This window comes from Fannyhessea vaginae DSM 15829 (assembly GCF_000159235.2).
Lineage (GTDB): Bacteria > Actinomycetota > Coriobacteriia > Coriobacteriales > Atopobiaceae > Fannyhessea > Fannyhessea vaginae.
The window spans coordinates 319,783-336,383 of the sequence record NZ_ACGK02000001.1 but is presented as its reverse complement, the minus strand read 5'-3'; the positions used below and the strand labels follow the sequence as shown (position 1 = coordinate 336,383).

General features: G+C 43.5%; 16 protein-coding genes. 2 read left to right on the top strand and 14 right to left on the bottom strand.

Features of this window, described 5'->3' with window-relative positions; all coding sequences use genetic code 11:
- Positions 1-208 precede the first annotated feature (208 nt).
- From map to HMPREF0091_RS01380, 14 genes are all read right to left on the bottom strand, one after another.
- Complete coding sequence (gene map, locus HMPREF0091_RS01445; RefSeq protein ID WP_006302400.1) at positions 209-1,000, bottom strand: type I methionyl aminopeptidase; 792 nt, start codon at positions 998-1,000, stop codon at positions 209-211.
- Positions 997-1,623: an adenylate kinase gene (locus HMPREF0091_RS01440; protein ID WP_006302399.1), complete on the bottom strand. Its 627-nt coding sequence runs from the start codon at positions 1,621-1,623 to the stop codon at positions 997-999. The genes map and HMPREF0091_RS01440 overlap by 4 nt, the downstream gene beginning before the upstream one ends.
- Positions 1,624-1,902: 279 nt before the next feature.
- A complete protein-coding gene (gene secY / locus HMPREF0091_RS01435) occupies positions 1,903-3,183 on the bottom strand; it encodes a preprotein translocase subunit SecY (RefSeq protein ID WP_006302398.1) in 1,281 nt (426 codons plus the stop codon).
- 2 nt (positions 3,184-3,185) lie between these two features.
- Positions 3,186-3,626, bottom strand: a complete 441-nt coding sequence (gene rplO, locus HMPREF0091_RS01430; protein ID WP_006302397.1) for a 50S ribosomal protein L15 — start codon at positions 3,624-3,626, stop codon at positions 3,186-3,188.
- 11 nt (positions 3,627-3,637) lie between these two features.
- The gene (gene rpmD, locus HMPREF0091_RS01425; protein WP_006302396.1) at positions 3,638-3,826 is read right to left on the bottom strand and encodes a 50S ribosomal protein L30; all 189 of its coding nucleotides are present in this window, start codon (positions 3,824-3,826) and stop codon (positions 3,638-3,640) included.
- Positions 3,827-3,831: 5 nt separating this feature from the next.
- Positions 3,832-4,353, bottom strand: a complete 522-nt coding sequence (rpsE, locus tag HMPREF0091_RS01420; protein ID WP_006302395.1) for a 30S ribosomal protein S5 — start codon at positions 4,351-4,353, stop codon at positions 3,832-3,834.
- An 11-nt stretch (positions 4,354-4,364) separates the two neighbouring features.
- Positions 4,365-4,733, bottom strand: a complete 369-nt coding sequence (rplR, locus tag HMPREF0091_RS01415; RefSeq protein WP_006302394.1) for a 50S ribosomal protein L18 — start codon at positions 4,731-4,733, stop codon at positions 4,365-4,367.
- A gap of 60 nt (positions 4,734-4,793) precedes the next feature.
- Positions 4,794-5,330: a 50S ribosomal protein L6 gene (rplF, locus tag HMPREF0091_RS01410; protein ID WP_006302393.1), complete on the bottom strand. Its 537-nt coding sequence runs from the start codon at positions 5,328-5,330 to the stop codon at positions 4,794-4,796.
- 28 nt (positions 5,331-5,358) lie between these two features.
- Positions 5,359-5,757 carry a 30S ribosomal protein S8 gene (gene rpsH / locus HMPREF0091_RS01405; RefSeq protein WP_006302392.1) on the bottom strand — a complete coding sequence of 133 codons (399 nt, stop codon included), beginning with the start codon at positions 5,755-5,757 and terminating at the stop codon, positions 5,359-5,361.
- Positions 5,758-5,842: 85 nt separating this feature from the next.
- Positions 5,843-6,028: a type Z 30S ribosomal protein S14 gene (locus tag HMPREF0091_RS01400; RefSeq protein ID WP_006302391.1), complete on the bottom strand. Its 186-nt coding sequence runs from the start codon at positions 6,026-6,028 to the stop codon at positions 5,843-5,845.
- An 82-nt stretch (positions 6,029-6,110) separates the two neighbouring features.
- Entirely contained in the window at positions 6,111-6,674 is a 564-nt protein-coding gene (gene rplE / locus HMPREF0091_RS01395) for a 50S ribosomal protein L5 (protein ID WP_006302390.1), read from the bottom strand.
- Positions 6,675-7,020: 346 nt separating this feature from the next.
- On the bottom strand, positions 7,021-9,303 hold the full coding sequence (locus tag HMPREF0091_RS01390) for an InlB B-repeat-containing protein (RefSeq protein ID WP_006302389.1): 2,283 nt from the start codon (positions 9,301-9,303) through the stop codon (positions 7,021-7,023).
- Positions 9,304-9,659: 356 nt separating this feature from the next.
- Positions 9,660-11,357: an InlB B-repeat-containing protein gene (locus tag HMPREF0091_RS01385; RefSeq protein ID WP_006302386.1), complete on the bottom strand. Its 1,698-nt coding sequence runs from the start codon at positions 11,355-11,357 to the stop codon at positions 9,660-9,662.
- A 216-nt stretch (positions 11,358-11,573) separates the two neighbouring features.
- Positions 11,574-13,535: an InlB B-repeat-containing protein gene (locus HMPREF0091_RS01380; RefSeq protein ID WP_010241544.1), complete on the bottom strand. Its 1,962-nt coding sequence runs from the start codon at positions 13,533-13,535 to the stop codon at positions 11,574-11,576.
- A gap of 436 nt (positions 13,536-13,971) precedes the next feature.
- On the opposite strand from HMPREF0091_RS01380, the gene HMPREF0091_RS01375 reads away from it, so the two are divergent.
- Entirely contained in the window at positions 13,972-14,877 is a 906-nt protein-coding gene (locus HMPREF0091_RS01375; protein ID WP_006302384.1) for an ABC transporter ATP-binding protein, read from the top strand.
- An 8-nt stretch (positions 14,878-14,885) separates the two neighbouring features.
- On the top strand, positions 14,886-16,541 hold the full coding sequence (locus HMPREF0091_RS01370) for a hypothetical protein (RefSeq protein ID WP_006302383.1): 1,656 nt from the start codon (positions 14,886-14,888) through the stop codon (positions 16,539-16,541).
- Positions 16,542-16,601: the final 60 nt, after the last annotated feature.

Genomic DNA, 16,601 nt, shown 5'->3' with positions numbered 1-16,601 from the left:
CTTTCTTCTTACAAATCACAGCGATCATTTATCATACATAAAATCAGCACGAATGGAAATAGCAACACGTATTGTACACAATTACACAAAAGACCTACAAACTTTCTTCTTGTGTAATATTTTTAAACTTCCAATCGCACATACACTTGTTGTTTTGGCTTACAACCTTTGTAGTTAGACCTGACTTTAGTAGTAAGACTCAACTTAATTAGTCAGACTCGCCGCCTTGCATAATACAATCGGCACCAAGATCATCAGCCGTTAAAACAACGGGGCCATCTTTGGTAATAGCGAGCGTGTTCTCATAGTGGGCAGCAATTTGACCATCATCGGTTACAACGCCCCACCCATCGGGCAATGTATGGCTTGCATAATCTCCAAGCGTAATCATGGGCTCAATAGCAATAACCATACCTACCTGTAGTCTTACGCCACGTCCCTTTTTACCATAATTAGGTACATTGGGATCTTCGTGCATGTCATGTCCAACGCCGTGGCCAACATAATCACGCACAACACCATAGCCATGCTTTTCTGCCAAGCTTTGTGCAGCAAATCCAATATCGCCCAGATGATTTCCAGGAAGAGCCTGTTCAATGGCGTCGTGAAGACAGTCGCGTGTAATTTCACACAGTGCCTTTGCCTCGTCGCTTACTGCACCTACATAAAATGTCCAAGCGTTATCACCAACCCAACCATCAACGGTAGCGCCTGTATCAATGGAGATGATGTCGCCCTCTTTAAGCACTGTGCTCGGAGAAGGAATGCCATGAACAATCTGGTCGTTAATAGAAGAACAAAGCGAAGCCGGATATCCGTAATAGCCCTTAAACGTAGGAATTCCACCGTGAAGGCGAATAAAGTTTTCTACCGCGCTGTCAATTTCCTTGGTAGTAACACCAGGTTTTACCAGTGTTCCTGCAAAGCGCAAAGCTTCCTTGGAAAGCTTTCCTGCACGCTTCATCTCTTCAATTTCTTGCGGACTTTTAATATGAATCATAAGGAAAGGAGCTTTTTGACACGCGCAAACACCTCGTTGGGATCAGCGGCTCCGTCCACCTCCTTAAGTTTAGACTGGGCTTTGTAATAATCAACCAAAGGAGCAGTTTGGGTTTCATAGGTTTCAAGGCGCTTTTGGATAGTTTCGGGCTTATCGTCATCACGTTGATACATCTGACCACCACAAGCAGGGCAAACATCACAACCAGCAGGAGCTGTGTAAGCACATGCTCGGCAAGTTCTGCGTGAACTCAAGCGCTTAACAATTAAATCTTTAGATACATTAACATAAAGCGCACCATCAAGGGTTTTACCAAGCGTCGCAAGCTCGGCGTCCAAAACTTGAGCCTGCTCGCAATTGCGTGGGAACCCATCAAGCAAGAACCCCTTTTCTACATCGTCGTGCGAAAGGCGTTCTTTAACCAAACCAATTACAAGCTCATCGGGTACAAGCTTTCCCGCCTTCATATAAGACTCGGCTTGACTCCCCAATTCTGTATGAGCCGAAACCGCACTTCTAAGTAGGTCTCCTGTAGAAATATGAACAAAACCAAATTCAGCAACAAGCTTTTGCGCTTGTGTACCTTTTCCTGCACCAGGTGCACCGAGAAGTACTAAATTCATAGGATTCAACACCTTTCGATTGTTAAACAGATATGATAAATGTAACACGTTTTTTAGCTTTAACACACGAAGATCGAGATTTTTCAAAAGCGTACAATCTAGCCATCAGCTTATAGGGGACTGGCGTGTACTTAATATATAAATTACAGGCATAAAGGCTATAAATTTCGAACAATAAGCGCCATCATGCACTTAGCCAACAAAAAAAGCGGAGCCGCATGCTCCGCTTTATAATCTTATCCGTGTGCTCAGAAATGCACTCTATAGTACCCAGCAGCTCTAATGGAAAAGTCCCTCGTAATTGTGCATTTTGAGTTGGCTTTCAAGCTGAGAAATAGTATCCATAGCAACGCCAACCATAATAAGCACCGAAGTACCACCAAACGCCTGCAACAAAGTGTTTCCCGTAAACCTAAACATAATAGAAGGAATAACAGCAATAGCAGCCATAAACAGTGCACCAGGTAACGTAATGTGATCTAACACATCCTTAATATATGCAGCAGTTGCCCCACCAGGACGAACGCCAGGCACAAATCCACCTGCTTTTTTTAGCTGGTCTGCAGTTTCATCGGGGTTAAATACCATAGCAGTATAGAAATAGGCAAAAAATACGATAAGTACAACTGATAATACCCAGTTTACCCAGCCCGTAGAAAGGGAGTTAGCAAAAGCCTGAATCCAATCAACACGCGGGAAAAATACCGCAACCTGAGCAGGCATATATAACAAAGCAGAAGCAAAGATAATAGGAACAACGCCTGCCGTATTAACCTTAATAGGAAGGTAGGTAGACTGACCACCCATAATTCGTCTTCCCATAACGCGCTTAGCATATTGAACAGGAATACGACGCTGGCCACGCTCAATGAAGATAATAATGGGGATAATAGCCAAAATAACAAGGAGCGTAACAAGTGTTGTTACCATACCAAAGGTAGAGGTATTAACCGACGAGGTAAGTGCAGAAGGAAGACCAGCCATAATATTTGCGAAGATGATAAGTGACATTCCGTTACCAACGCCTCGTTGCGTGATAACTTCACCAAGCCACATAATAATCATAGCGCCAACAAGCAAGACTCCTACGATGATAAATGCTTCGATATATTCAGGAAAACCAAGGTTTGAAAAACTAATTCCATAACTCTTGAATAAAAAGTAATATCCAATTGCATTTACCAACGCCAGAACAACCGTAAGATAACGCGTATACTGCGTAATCTTACGCTGTCCTGATTCGCCTTCTTTTGCGAGCTCTCCAAGTGAAGGTATAACCGCCTGGAACATCTGCAAAATAATCTGAGCCGTGATATACGGCATAATTCCTAAACTAAAAACGGAAACGCGAGAAAGAGCTCCGCCAGAAAAAAGATTAAGTACAGCTACTGCACCACTACCAGCGGAAGCCTCTTGAAATGCCTGGAGCATGCGAGCAAACGGCACACCAGGTGCAGGTAAATATGCGCCAAAACGATAAAGCAACAGGATTGCCACCGTAATGAAAATCTTGTTTCTTAACTCCTTGATGCGAAATGCGCTCGAGATGCCCTTAAACACGCTTACTCGACCTTTCCTCCGGCTGCCTCAATTTTTGCTTTAGCAGAAGCAGAAACCTTATCAACAGATACGGTAAGTTTCTTAGAAAGTTCACCGTTACCCAAAACCTTAACAGGAATATAGGTGTGTTTAATTACACCTTTTTGTACTAATGTTTCGTCGTTTACAGTTTCGCCATCAGCAAACAAGGTGTTCAGACGATCAACATTAACAGGTGTGTATGCTACACGATTGTGATTAGTAAAACCGGGGAGCTTAGGCAAACGCATAGCTAAAGGCTGTTGTCCACCTTCAAATCCGGCTCCTTTACCGCCACCAGCACGTGAAAGCTGACCTTTAGTACCACGGCCAGCAGTTGTTCCAAAACCAGAAGAGTTTCCGCGACCAATGCGCTTACGTGATTTCTTGGAACCTTGTGCAGGACGAAGATCATTGAGTTGCATATGTCTTGCTCCTAGTTCTCTTCAACCTCAACAAGGTGCTTTACCTTGAAGATCATTCCACGGACGCTTGGGTTATCAGGGAGAACCGAAACGTCACCAATTTTACGAAGACCCATTGCACGACAGGTCAATGTTTGATCTTTTTTCACAGATGCAACGGCACTGCGAACAAGCTTAACGCTTACTTTTTTATCAGCCATGGTGCTTAGGCCTCCTTTCCATTAAACATCTCTTTTACGCTCATACCACGACGAGCAGCTGCTTCTTCGGGGCTTGTCAAAGATTGCAAGCCTTTTGCGGCAGCTTTGATCATGTTAAGAGCGTTGCCGGTACCCAATGACTTAGACAGTACATTGGTAATTCCAGCCATTTCAAACAGAGGACGAACAGGACCTCCAGCAATAACACCAGTACCAGGTACAGCAGGTTGGATCAATACACAACCAGCACCATAGTGCTCTTTAACAGCATGAGGAACTGAACCATTTTCTGTGATAGGCACATGGAACATATTCTTTTTTGCATCGTCCACAGCTTTTTGAATTGCTTGTGGAACCTCGGCAGACTTACCCATACCAATACCTACATTGCCCTTGCCGTCTCCTACAACAACAAGTGCAAGTAAGGACATACGACGTCCACCTTTTACAGTTTTAGATACGCGATGGATGTAAACTACGCGCTCCTGAAGCTCGGAGTCATCCTGGCGCTTACGATCACGTGGCATTCAAATTCCTCCTAGAACTTCAGACCCGCTTCGCGGGCACCTTCTGCCAAAGCCTTAATACGACCATGGTAAATGTGTCCACCACGATCAAAGGTAACTTCTTTTACGCCAGCGCTTAATGCACGCTCAGCAACAAGTTTACCTACAAGCTCTGCAGCTTCTTTATTTGAACCAACTTTTACTTGACTTTTAATTTCTGCGGTTAAGGTAGAAACAGCGCAAATTACCTTAGCGTCACAGTCATCAATAACTTGAGCGTAAATATGAGCGTTTGTACGATGCACACTCAAACGAGGACGCTCAGCTGTTCCAAATACCTTGGAACGAACACGGCGTTTGCGGCGTTTAAGACCCGCAAGCTTAGCCTGGTTCTTGTTCATACTTTCTCCTTCAACATGCCGCTACCTAACGGGGTAACAGACTTCCTAGGTGAAGTAAAACTACTTAGCAGCCTTACCAAGTTTTCTGCGAATGTGTTCGCCTTCGTAGTGAATACCTTTACCTTTGTAAGGCTCAGGAGGACGCTTAGAACGAATTTCAGCAGCAACTTGACCAACTTGCTCCTTAGAAATTCCCTTAACAACAATGTGAGTGTTATCAGGAACCTCAAATGACATTTCGGCTGGGCAAGGATAAATAACTGGGTGCGAGTAACCCAGAGATAAATCCAAGTCTTTACCTTTAAGTGAAGCACGATAACCAACACCAGCAAGCTCAAGACGCTTCTCAAAGCCTTCCGAAACACCGATTACCATGTTGTGAAGCAGGGTGCGTGTTAAACCTTGTTGAGCGTTGGCTTCTACCGTTGGCTCAGCGAGCTCAACTAAAAGCTCTTGACCCTCTTCTTTAATTACAACGAGCTCAGAAAATGTGCGCTTAAGCTCGCCTTTGCTGCCCTTAGCAACAACGTGAGTTCCGTCAATGGTCACCGTTACACCGGCTGGAACCAAGACAGGCTTCTTACCAATACGAGACATTGTCTGCTCCTATCCAGATGAGTAACGATTACCAAATATAGGCAATGACCTCGCCGCCAACGCCCAATTTACGAGCGTCACGATCGCACATCATGCCCTTAGAAGTTGAGATTACAGCAGTACCAAGACCGCCAAGAACGCGCGGCAGTTTATCTGCTGAGGAGTAAATACGCAAACCGCATTTAGAAATACGGCGAATACCGCGAATCACGCGAGCGTGTTTTTCTCCATACTTAAGTGTAATGTGTAAAGTTTTTTGAGGTTTACTATCTTCAATCTCAAAGGACTCAATATACCCTTCCTCGCAGATTACGCGAGCTACCTCAGCAAGTACCTTGCTGGAGGGTAAAGAGACCTCAGGTTTACCTGCGGAGTTAGCGTTACGAATACGCGTTAACATGTCCGCTATGGGATCGGTAACCTTCATAGATTCCTTCTCCTTCGTTCGTGATGAAACTGTGCATGTGGTTCACACTTTGCCCGTAGCAAAGATGCCTACACACCAGAGCTTCCTACCAGCTTGCTTTGCGCACGCCAGGGAGCTCGCCTATACAAGCCATTTCGCGGAAGCAAACACGGCATAAACCAAACTTGCGATATACGCTGTGAGGACGTCCACAACGTTGGCAACGGTTTTGTGTGCGTGATGAAAACTTCGGCTCACGGTTTGCCTTGACGATCATCGATGTCTTAGCCACAAATCCTCCTTTTACCTTGGCTTTATTACCAAAGCCTTACGATTGCTGCGCAAAGCGCAGCTACTCCATCATCTACCAAATACTATTTTTTGAACGGGAAGTTAAATGCAGCTAAAAGTGCACGGCCTTCTTCGTCGGTAGATGCTGTAGTTACAACGGTAATGTCCATACCACGTGTGTGATCGACTTTGTCGAAATCAATTTCCGCAAAGATGAGCTGTTCGGTTACGCCCATGGAGAAATTACCGTGGCCGTCAAAGCTCTTAGAGGAAATACCACGAAAGTCGCGGATACGTGGAATAGCAATAGAAATAAGACGATCAAAGAACTCGTACATACGATCGCCACGAAGTGTTACCTTAGCGCCAATAGGCATACCAGCGCGAAGGTGGAAAGTAGCGATAGATTTGCGAGCGTGGGTAACCATTGGTTGTTGACCAGTAATGTCACGAAGGTCTGATACAGCGCCCTCGATTGCTTTGTGGTCGCCAGCAGCTTCGCCAACACCCATGTTTACGACGATTTTCTCGATCTTTGGAATTTGGTTAACATTTTTGTACTCAAATTCCTTTTGAAGTACGTCGCGTACTTCGTCGAAGTATTTTGCCTTTAATCGAGGCATGGCTTCGGTTGACTTCTTTGCCATAGGACACTCCTAAACTCTTGGGGTTTTAAGTACGGGGATCGCCTCGCACCTCCCGACACCTTATCGGGAGCCTACCTGCAATTTTATAAAAGACACCTAGGTATCCCCTATAAAGTTGCAACGGTAAATGATACCTGTTTCTCTTGTAGCATTTGCGTGCTGTTGGACGCATTTACAAAAACATCAGGATAATTCCATATTTCGGGCAGACGTTTGTTATTTGTCCATCATGTTACTTTAGCCAAAACAAAACGTTTTATAAAAGCACGCCCGCAGAGACACGCGCAGCGGCAATAAGCCAGGTGGTGTGAGTACGGGCGGAATTTGGTGTTAAAGGTGTGGGCTGCTAGTGCTGCCGACGACGCTTTTGCGAGATGAGGCTCATACCAGAACCTAATATTATGCCAAACGTACCTGTAAGAGCCAAAAATTCTGGAAGCACGCTTGTATCTCCAGTTTGAGGAACCGTGCGAGTATGTTGATGCGCGGACATGGGCGGCATAGGTTTTTTCTGGACGGTCACACGAACTTGTTTTGTGGTAGAGGCGCCATCTTTATCAGTAACCGTAAAGGTAATCTTATAAGCTCCAGCCTTGGTATTATCAAACCCGCCATTATCGCTGATAGATACCTTACTTGTTATATCACCATCTTCTACATCACTTGCAGATACAACAAGACTTGTGAGATCAAAAGTATCACCTTCAGTAATAGTTGCGTCACGAAGAGTAAGGGTGGGGGCTTCGTTCAAAACTGCTGCTTTCAAAGCATATACCGCATGAACCGTTATGTCCTGATTTACAACAGTCTTACCCGTAAATACACCAGATTTATCTTTACCAGAACTATCGGTATTCCATTCCTTAAAGACATATCCATCCTTTGTAGGCTCTGCGGGCATAGATTGATCTTTAAGCAGATCGGTATCTATTGCTTTCCCGTGCTGTACCTTAACTTGCTTATATTGCTTGCCGTCATTCATAAAAGTAACCGTATGCGTTATCATGCGAGGAACAAACGTGACCACTTTTTGGGTGGGATCTGTGTCTTTATGTGCAGAAACACGAAGTGTTTCCTCGGTTGATGCAGTATTAATGTCAGCTGATTCAGCCACCCATTCATAGCCTTCAGGAGCAGGAGCCGTAGGCTTTACGGCATACGTACCTGGAGCTAAATACGTAACCCCTTGAGAGAGATAACCCGCAGCCTCGGGAAGCAAAGCAGTGTTTTTATCCGTTATCATCTTCTGCAGTTCTGGTTTAGTAGGAGCTGTTGGAAGCTGCTCAGAAGATGTAAGCGAAGTATTAACCAGATTTTTACCTGCATAGATAGCGTATGGCTTACCTGCTTCTACCTTATTCTCTGTATTTTTGTACTGCACAACAAGCTGTGTGGGAATCGGGCGATAGGTCACGTAATAGTGTTTGGTGTTTACCTGATTGTCGTCTTTGTCACGCACAATACCATAATCATAGTTGCCAAACTTTTCAGTATTATCCTTGGTAAATGTGCCACCTTCGGGCGTGTCTATATCGTTACTGTAGTAAAGATAGCCAGGAATGTTTGTACTGGTCAGCTCCTCCATCGTTGGGCGCTTAACAGAACCTTTCTTTGGGTCGCCATCGTAACTTAAGAGTGGCGTATACATATTGCTGACCACTTTATTATTGCCAAAGCGCACTCCACTAACATTTATAATGTCAGACAAATCGGATACATCTAACTTGGTAAACGGCTTGGTAGAGAATCTGTCAGCTTCGCCAGCGCTGCGCTGGGAAAGTTGACCAGCGTCTTTAATGCGCGCTGCATTGCGATATTGCAAATCATCTACAAAGTGAAACTGAGCACCAGACTCAGGTAACAAGGCAACAGATCCAAAAGCTCTCATGTAGTTATGTACGCTTTGACGATTTATATATCCATACCCATAAACAGCCTCATCATTGTTGTCGCACTCCATAACAACATGAAAAAACGTTTGGTTCTTTCTTACAGAAACTTTGAACTTTGTCGGATCTGATATATTGGATCCAACAAGCTTCCCATTTATCTCAAGTTTGTATGGAATCTTATTGTTGGGAGTTTTGTAGTGATCAAAGTTTGCTGACCCATCTGGGTTTTTTAGCTCGCGCGACGATTGGTATGGAAAAAAGCCGATATCCCCGTTTTCTGAATGTTCGTCATCAATTCGCGGAATAAATACAAAAATGTCAATTCTTCCCAACCGGCCAGTATAGCCGAGAAACGAATGATAAGATGGATGAATACTTTTAGTATCACCAAATGCTTGACCATTCTCAACAGAAAATTTCTTGCCAGGAGGTGTAGAAAAAACCTTATCAATAATGGGATAAGGATCAGCAAATGGTGATTTATCCTGCAGCTCTTTAACTTCATCGGGCGTAATTACATTGGGGAAGGGATTTTGTACATTCTTATCATCGGTAAAATCATAAACTCCATCGGCATTTGGCTTAACAGTTGGACTTTCAACAACAGGGTCTGCAGCTGCATATGCCATAGTGGGAGAAGCTATAAACGGTATAATCCCGAGTGCACATATGAGTGCACGCACCACATTATTCCTTGAGAATTGCCCGTTGTTTCTGCATTTAATCTGTGTTTTCATAGTGTTCCTCTCAATGGTTTATAGCATTAACTTTAATGCAATGAAGGCAAGTTCTACCCCCCCCCCTCACAAATATTCCATATTTATTGCCAACAGGGGTGGACTTAGACCGTGCGCTGAGCTAGAACATTGAGCGCGCGCACAAAAAAACTCAAGCTACAACATGTGTAGCTTGAGTTTCAGTGTTTGTTACAATTCTAAAATTAAGCTGTTAAAGTTACACACGCCACATGAGCACATGCGCTACAAACGAGCGCACATAAGTCCTGCAGCAAAGCCCGGCGAAATTGCAAGAGTGCTCATTAGCAAGGGCAACCAATCGCCAGTTTGGGGCGTAGCTTTATAGGTGGCACAGATTAAAAACTGCGCTTTCCATATCCTGCAAAGCCACCCATCAGCGCAAGTAGCCCAGCACAAAAGAGAACACCAAACATGTTTGCATACAGGTTTTGTTCCTCGCCTGTTTGTGGCGAAACCTGATCTGGCTCACGTGCTGTCTTGTGGTCAGGCGGCGTGTCGGAACTTTTTGGATCCTGCCCTTTTGGATCGGGTTTTGGATCGGGTTGGGGCTGTCCTTCCTTTTCCCATTGAGCTTTCAACGTTATATCTTTTGTAACTTTTTGTGTCTTAAAATCCCATTTCTTATCATCTAAAAACCAGCCCGTAAACTTATATCCATTTTTAGTAGGGTCTTCTGGCATAGTCACCAGCGCGCCATCTGCAACACTTACCTTTGCCGCACTCGTAAATACACCACCTTGTGCATCAAACGTTACGGTATAGGTGGGCAATTTTTTCCAAACAGCAAATACGATAAATACGGGCGACTCTGCATGTAGAAAGTCTTTTTGCATACCATACTTGTTAATAACACCATCTCGAATAATAGACCACTGATACGCAGGGCGCATGTGCCTTGCATCAAAACGCATCGTCTCCGCAGCCCAGTTAGTATAATCACTGTAACACTTATTTTCCTGGTCAGGAGTTATATTCTGTTGACGAGTACATTCCAATAAATTGTGTATAGTGTAGGCATTTTGATCATCATCTGGCGTTCCGTCTGCTTTTTTAGGAAACAACAGATTATATCCCCAGCCTAAAAACTTGTATCCAGCGCGCTTGGGTACCTCCGTTGGAATATCCAGCTTATTATCTTTGATACGCACGCGCTTAAAAATCTTTTCGTTATGATATACAAACGAATACTTATCTGCGGTTGTCGGGTCTTTTTCAATTGTTAGTGCGTCTTTAGCATCATCTGCAGAATTTGCAAATATAAACTCCATGGGCAGCATAAAAAGAGTGGTTTTCACAAAATGGTCTTTAAGATCTATAAACTGATAAGGAATATTCCAATTATCGCCTTTTTCAACGGGAGCACCTTCATTTAGTGAATATTGTTTATGTATCTGAAAGGTAAGCGTTGTGGCAACAGGGCTCGTATGATCGGAATGCCGCAAGCTAAAACCTAGCGCATACGGTGATGGTACCGTTTCACCAACAATAGATATCTTATATTCATGATCGGGATTAAAGCCGAAAAAGATCCTGCTGATATTTACAGGGTCACCAAAATCAAGCTCCTTTATATCGGTTGCTTCCTTCTTAAGCGTGTTATCAAAAAAGCGAAACTTTACCGCACGATACTTTGCAAGCACATCATTATGTTGCTTTCTGCATGCAGGATCAGAATTCGAGCCATTTTGCCATGAGGTATCCAAAAGGCCGAAATCACTATCAGGCTGGATGAATGTAGTTTTATCGCTTGGAACAATGCGTGTATCAAGGGCTTTGTATTGCAGAGTTAGATTTATGAAATAATACTGCTTCATTTGCTCGTTAGTAAGTTTAACCGGCTTATCAGAGCTTGAATTGCTTGTTGTTTGCGCTGACGCGGACGTGTTATCTTGTGGTTGCGCATGATTATTTATAGAAGAATCTGCATAACAATATTCTTGCATACCTGCGAACAGGCACGTAATAACAAACGCACATGCAAAAAACAAAGTACGTAAAGAGGAAATTGCTCTGCATTTAAGCTGTGGTTTCATGGTGCTCCTCTCAATGGTTCATAATATTAACTGTAACGCACTGAAAGAGACCTATACCCCCCCCCACAAACATTTCATACTTCTTACCAACGGGAACACACTTAGATCGCGCTTTGAGCACGCACAAAAAAACTCAAGCCACAACATGTGTAGCTTGAGTTGTCACAGCGTGTACTGAACTTATAAACTTAACTGCTAGCTGTACGTGACGCCACGCTAGTGTTTGCGACGCAAACGAGCGCCCATAACCCCAGCAGCAAAGCCCAACGAAGTAGCAAGAGCGCTTATCGGCAAGAGCAGCCCATCTCCAGTTTGGGGTGTGGCTGTTTTTAAGTGGCTCGGGCGTTGAGTTTTGTTTTGTTTGCCCTCATTCTTATCTGTTGGCTTTTGTTCATCCTTTTTAACCACATTGACAACAGCAGATTTAGTTACGCTTATTCCAAGTTTATTAGCAACCTTAAAGGTAATGGTATATGTACCTACCTTAGCAGCATCAAAGCCTTGAGTATCTACCACAGCTACCTTATCTATAAGGTTACCGTCTTTGGCATCGGTTGCAGAAACTATTAAATCACGCACCGTAAAAGGAGTGCCTTCGGTAATGGTTTTATCTTGAAGAGTAAGAACGGGAGCGGTTTCTATCTTTGCTGGATTTGGAGTATAGATGGCATACACATTCATATCGCTTTGCACGAGCGTTGTACCACTAAATGCTTGTCCTGTTCCATCGGGCTTTGTATTCCATTCCTTAAAGGTAAAACCTGCTTTAGTAGGCTGGGCAGGCATCGACTGATCTGTCCATTCGTCTGTTTCAATAGCCTTGTTCTCTTGCACTTTTACTTGTGCAAGCTGCGCGTCGCCATTCATAAAGGTAACTTTATAACCCGAGGCCTCCCACTTGGGGAATACAACAAACGTATGGTTAGTAGAGCAATATTGAGTTCCTAATTTACTTCCAAACACATTCACACCCTTGCTATCCCTTATGAGGGCAAACAAATAAGGATAGTCAATATATGGTTTAACTCCAAAGGGCGAATATGCAACCGTTGTGCTATTTATTATTTTTTTATCATCGTCGGACATACGATCAAATGACGTATATGGTCTACCATTTGTTTTTTGAGCAACATAGAACTGCCAGCCAGCAAATTTATAGCCCGATTTAACAGGATTGGTCTCAGGGAACTGAATTTTATTATCTTTCACACGAAGACGCGCAAAAACATTATCGGCGTTGTAGGTAAACTTCCAGTTGCCGTCGGATCGATAGTCACCATTATCTTTTTGTGGCTGAGTGTATGAAAAACATTTATCTGCTACCGACTCATCCTTGGCATAAACAACTTCCATAACACACAAACGAAAATATTTATTTTGAGATTGCTTGTCTTTTGCGTTGGATGGCGTCCACTTAAAATGGTATATATCGGCTTCAAATTCTTTTCCCTCATCGGCTGAAACATTATTATACGTCACATAATACGGGCTTGGAATAGTGCTATTTACTACGGATACCTCATATGTATGAGTTGAATCATAGCTACCCAAGCTTTTTGTTGCGCTCGTGGCAGTGTCGGGATCATAGGTGCCGGCAGTCGTTGCTACTATCTTGTTATCAGTTATATCTTTTATCTGAAACTGGATTTTTCCAAACGCTTCCTTAACATCTTTCCTGGAAGAATCGAGCGTAGAACCAAAATCCCAGCTACCAAAATTTAATTGGCCAAAATCGCTATCGCCTTTAACAAATGCATTTTTGCCGCCTGCATATTCCTCATTCATGGTTTCCCAGCATAAACTCACTTTAAGCTCGGTCGTTTGGACTTGTGCGGGCACATTAGGATCTGGTTTTGAACTTCTTACCTCCACCGCGGCTAAATTAGTAAGCGCGGTTTGTGCCGAAGTTGTAACTAAAGTGTTATCAGTAGGCTTTTGTGCAGTAGCTACATGTTTTTGCGTCACTTGATCTTTTGCGATAGGCGTGACTACACCTGCGGGTGCTTTTTGTTCTAGTGCAGGCGTTTTGTTACCTACAGGCTCAAGCTCTTGAGCTTGAGCAACTACGGAACTTGAAGCAATTAAAACAGACGCAACAGCTCCTCCCCACACATACGCACGAGAAGTACTGAGCATATTGTGCATGCGTGATGTCTTGCTATAATGTTTAGGTTTCATGGCGTAACTTCCTTCCACGAGACATCTTTTTAAAGATGAAGCCTTTAATTACGTACTTGAGTTTTATCTTCTGATGTTTTTGCCGGCTAACATAAGTTCTGACGGTGATTCAATGCATGCTTCTTTTGCAATATAAACGTAGTAACTTGCTGTATTTGAATAGCGCGTTCATCTTGCATGTTCATACGTGCTCCAAAGCTTTTTCTCTGCCTTTATTTTAAGCAATTCACAAGTATCACCCATGACCCCCCCGCCTTCACAACTTTTTCATATTTCGCTCTTTTTGGACGAATTACAAATTTAGTTTCCACAAAATATTTATAATTTGACCCAATATATGCAGGTTCTTATACCCCCCCCCACTTCGTACATACTGTGTAGACATACGCATTCTTTTTAGATAGAATCTATCCACCACATTTAAGAGGGGGAAACCATGCTACAGATAGAACATCTCACAAAATCATACAAGCCAGCGCAACAGGGCTTTCTTAAAAATCTTGCCCGTAAGTTTACAAAACAAACTGCAAAGGACGCTGCAGAATCCGCGCACAATCTTGAGACATTCGCAGTACGCGACCTTTCCTTAAACGTTGAATCGGGCGATATTTTTGCCTTTATTGGTCCTAACGGCGCAGGTAAAACAACCACTATCAAAAGTATCGTGGGTATCCACTCCTTTGACAGTGGCACCATTACAATCGACGGCCATTCTATTGTGGATGAGCCCCTTGCCGCCAAGCAAATTTTTTCGTATTTGCCCGATAACCCCGAGATTTATAACTATGTAAGTGGTATTCAATATCTGCGCTTTGTTGCCGATATGTATGGGGTTGACCCGCGCCTTGCACGCGAGCGCATGCACAAGTATGCCGATATTTTTGAGCTCACCTCAAAGCTTAATATGCGCTGTGCCGATTATTCTCACGGTATGAAACAAAAAATTGCTATTATTGCATCGCTTTTGCATAACCCTCGCTTGCTTGTGCTCGACGAGCCTTTTGTAGGCCTTGACCCCGAAGCAACGCTTCACTTTAAGGAAATCATGCACGAGATTTGCCAAGCTGGTGGCGCTGTATTTTATTCTACGCACGTTTTGGAGGTTGCCGAAAAACTCTGCAACAAAGCTGCCATGATTAAAAATGGTCGCCTTGTAGCACAAGGAACTATGTCTGAGCTTACTCACAATACATCGCTTGAGACGCTTTTTATGAACGAGCTCGCAGACGATTCCGCAAGCCTTGTAACAGGTGAGTCCGCTGTATCTACATGCGAAAACGCAAGCATAGATGAGACCAGTGATTTATCTGACGCAGCAGCTTCAAACACCAGTGCAGAATAGATGTGATCATGATGCCACACACGTTAAAACAAATATATTCCATCATTAAGATGGGTCTTATTGAGAATTGGACTAAAGCTTTTAGCTCAAAAAGAAGAGGCAATACCAAGACATTCATCAACCCTGCCATACGAGGCATAATTGTGGCGGTTGTTGTCCTTGTGCTGCTTATGCAAGCCTTCATCGGCTTCTTTAATAACCTTATAGAACTCATGGGCCCACAGATACTCCCAAGCGCGGCTTTTATATGCACTTTTCTTTCTATATTGATAACCGACTTTTTGAGCCTTGGTTCCGCCCTTTTTGAAACAGGACGTTACCAACAGCTTAAAACTATGCCCATATCGCAGCTGACCATTGCTTGGGCGCGGCTTATAGACGCGTTAAGCGGATCATTTATTTCTGCACTTATCTTTATGTTATGCGGCGTTATTGCTTGGAGTGCTCACGTCGACATACTAAGTCTTATACGTCTTGCCGTTTTTGGCACTATTCTAGTACCACTTTATACCTCAATTTTTTCCATCCTGTGTTTTTGCGCTGGATACGCGCTTAAACGCAAGTTTCGCGGTGGACACATTTTTGTGATGGCATTAGTAACATGCATAGTTATCGTACCGGCTATTATTATTGGATACAGCCTTGCTATTCCCGAATTACAAAGCTTTATCCTTCCCTATCTTAACTCTATTACCATGGTACTTTCGTTTGTTGATGTCTTTGCCGCAGCTTGCATGGGTGACATATTAGCCCTTGCTAAACTTGCTGTACCAATTATGGTTATCTACACGATTTTTGCTACATGGCTTGCTAGAAATCTTGACTCGCTCATTGCACTTAAAGATGTAAGGGTACAAACGCGCTCATTTTCTTTTGAGGAAGCCCGTACAAACGATACGCATACGCAAGCAAACAAGCAAACGAACAACCTACTGCGCGCAATTGTAATAAAACACCGAAGCATGGTTGCACTCATAAAAAAGGACGGTCTCTTGCTGCGTCACAGCTCGGCAGTTGCAATGAACGTACTCATAGGTCCACTTTTTGGTTTAGCAGCGGCAAGCTGTCTCTGTCTATTTCCCTATATAAACCATCTTGAAGGTCACATATTGTGCGCGGTTGTAGCATGTATTCCCATTTATACCAACTTAGCACCGGCTAGCTTGTATGCTATCACGTTGGAAGGCAACAAATGGTGGCACCTTCAAACGATGCCTTTGCTCGCACGCGACATTATGCGTGCAAAACTTATTGCGGCAACTACTCCTATAGGAATTACGCTTGCGATAGAAGAAGTGCTGTATAACATTTTTCTGCCGTTGAGCTTGGCAGAACGTTTTGCGTTGCTGATAATGCCGTTTGCCTCGATTGCATTTCTTTCTATTTGCGCTCTGGCAATTGACGCTAGCGACCCCAATTTTAGCTGGGACGATACTCACGAAATTGCACACGCGTTCAAAAAACAAAAATGGACGTTGCTACTTTTTGTCCTGTGTTCTATTTGCATTGGAATTACGACTCTTGTTTGTTTCAACCCCTTAGGCGAGTTTTTTGGTGGCGATACCACCTATGTTACCTGTACTCTGTTGGGAGCTGCAATTTTATTGGGTATAGCATATTTTGTCTACGACCACTTGATGAACGCTCCTTTGGTAGAAGGATAATCGAAGCATGGCGTTGTAGTGCTTGTGACATATGTTTGTACGATGCGTGTTCGCACGCCA

Coding starts and splice junctions, on each gene's coding strand:
- rplO (WP_006302397.1), bottom strand. CDS start 3,626: ATGCAACTCAATGATCTTCGTCCTGCACAAGGTTCCAAGAAATCACGT.
- HMPREF0091_RS01440 (WP_006302399.1), bottom strand. CDS start 1,623: ATGAATTTAGTACTTCTCGGTGCACCTGGTGCAGGAAAAGGTACACAA.
- HMPREF0091_RS01390 (WP_006302389.1), bottom strand. CDS start 9,303: ATGAAAACACAGATTAAATGCAGAAACAACGGGCAATTCTCAAGGAAT.
- rpsE (WP_006302395.1), bottom strand. CDS start 4,353: ATGCCACGTGATCGTAAGCGCCAGGATGACTCCGAGCTTCAGGAGCGC.
- rplF (WP_006302393.1), bottom strand. CDS start 5,330: ATGTCTCGTATTGGTAAGAAGCCTGTCTTGGTTCCAGCCGGTGTAACG.
- rpsH (WP_006302392.1), bottom strand. CDS start 5,757: ATGAAGGTTACCGATCCCATAGCGGACATGTTAACGCGTATTCGTAAC.
- rplR (WP_006302394.1), bottom strand. CDS start 4,733: ATGAACAAGAACCAGGCTAAGCTTGCGGGTCTTAAACGCCGCAAACGC.
- HMPREF0091_RS01375 (WP_006302384.1), top strand. CDS start 13,972: ATGCTACAGATAGAACATCTCACAAAATCATACAAGCCAGCGCAACAG.
- rplE (WP_006302390.1), bottom strand. CDS start 6,674: ATGGCAAAGAAGTCAACCGAAGCCATGCCTCGATTAAAGGCAAAATAC.
- rpmD (WP_006302396.1), bottom strand. CDS start 3,826: ATGGCTGATAAAAAAGTAAGCGTTAAGCTTGTTCGCAGTGCCGTTGCA.
- HMPREF0091_RS01385 (WP_006302386.1), bottom strand. CDS start 11,357: ATGAAACCACAGCTTAAATGCAGAGCAATTTCCTCTTTACGTACTTTG.
- HMPREF0091_RS01370 (WP_006302383.1), top strand. CDS start 14,886: ATGATGCCACACACGTTAAAACAAATATATTCCATCATTAAGATGGGT.
- map (WP_006302400.1), bottom strand. CDS start 1,000: ATGATTCATATTAAAAGTCCGCAAGAAATTGAAGAGATGAAGCGTGCA.
- HMPREF0091_RS01380 (WP_010241544.1), bottom strand. CDS start 13,535: ATGAAACCTAAACATTATAGCAAGACATCACGCATGCACAATATGCTC.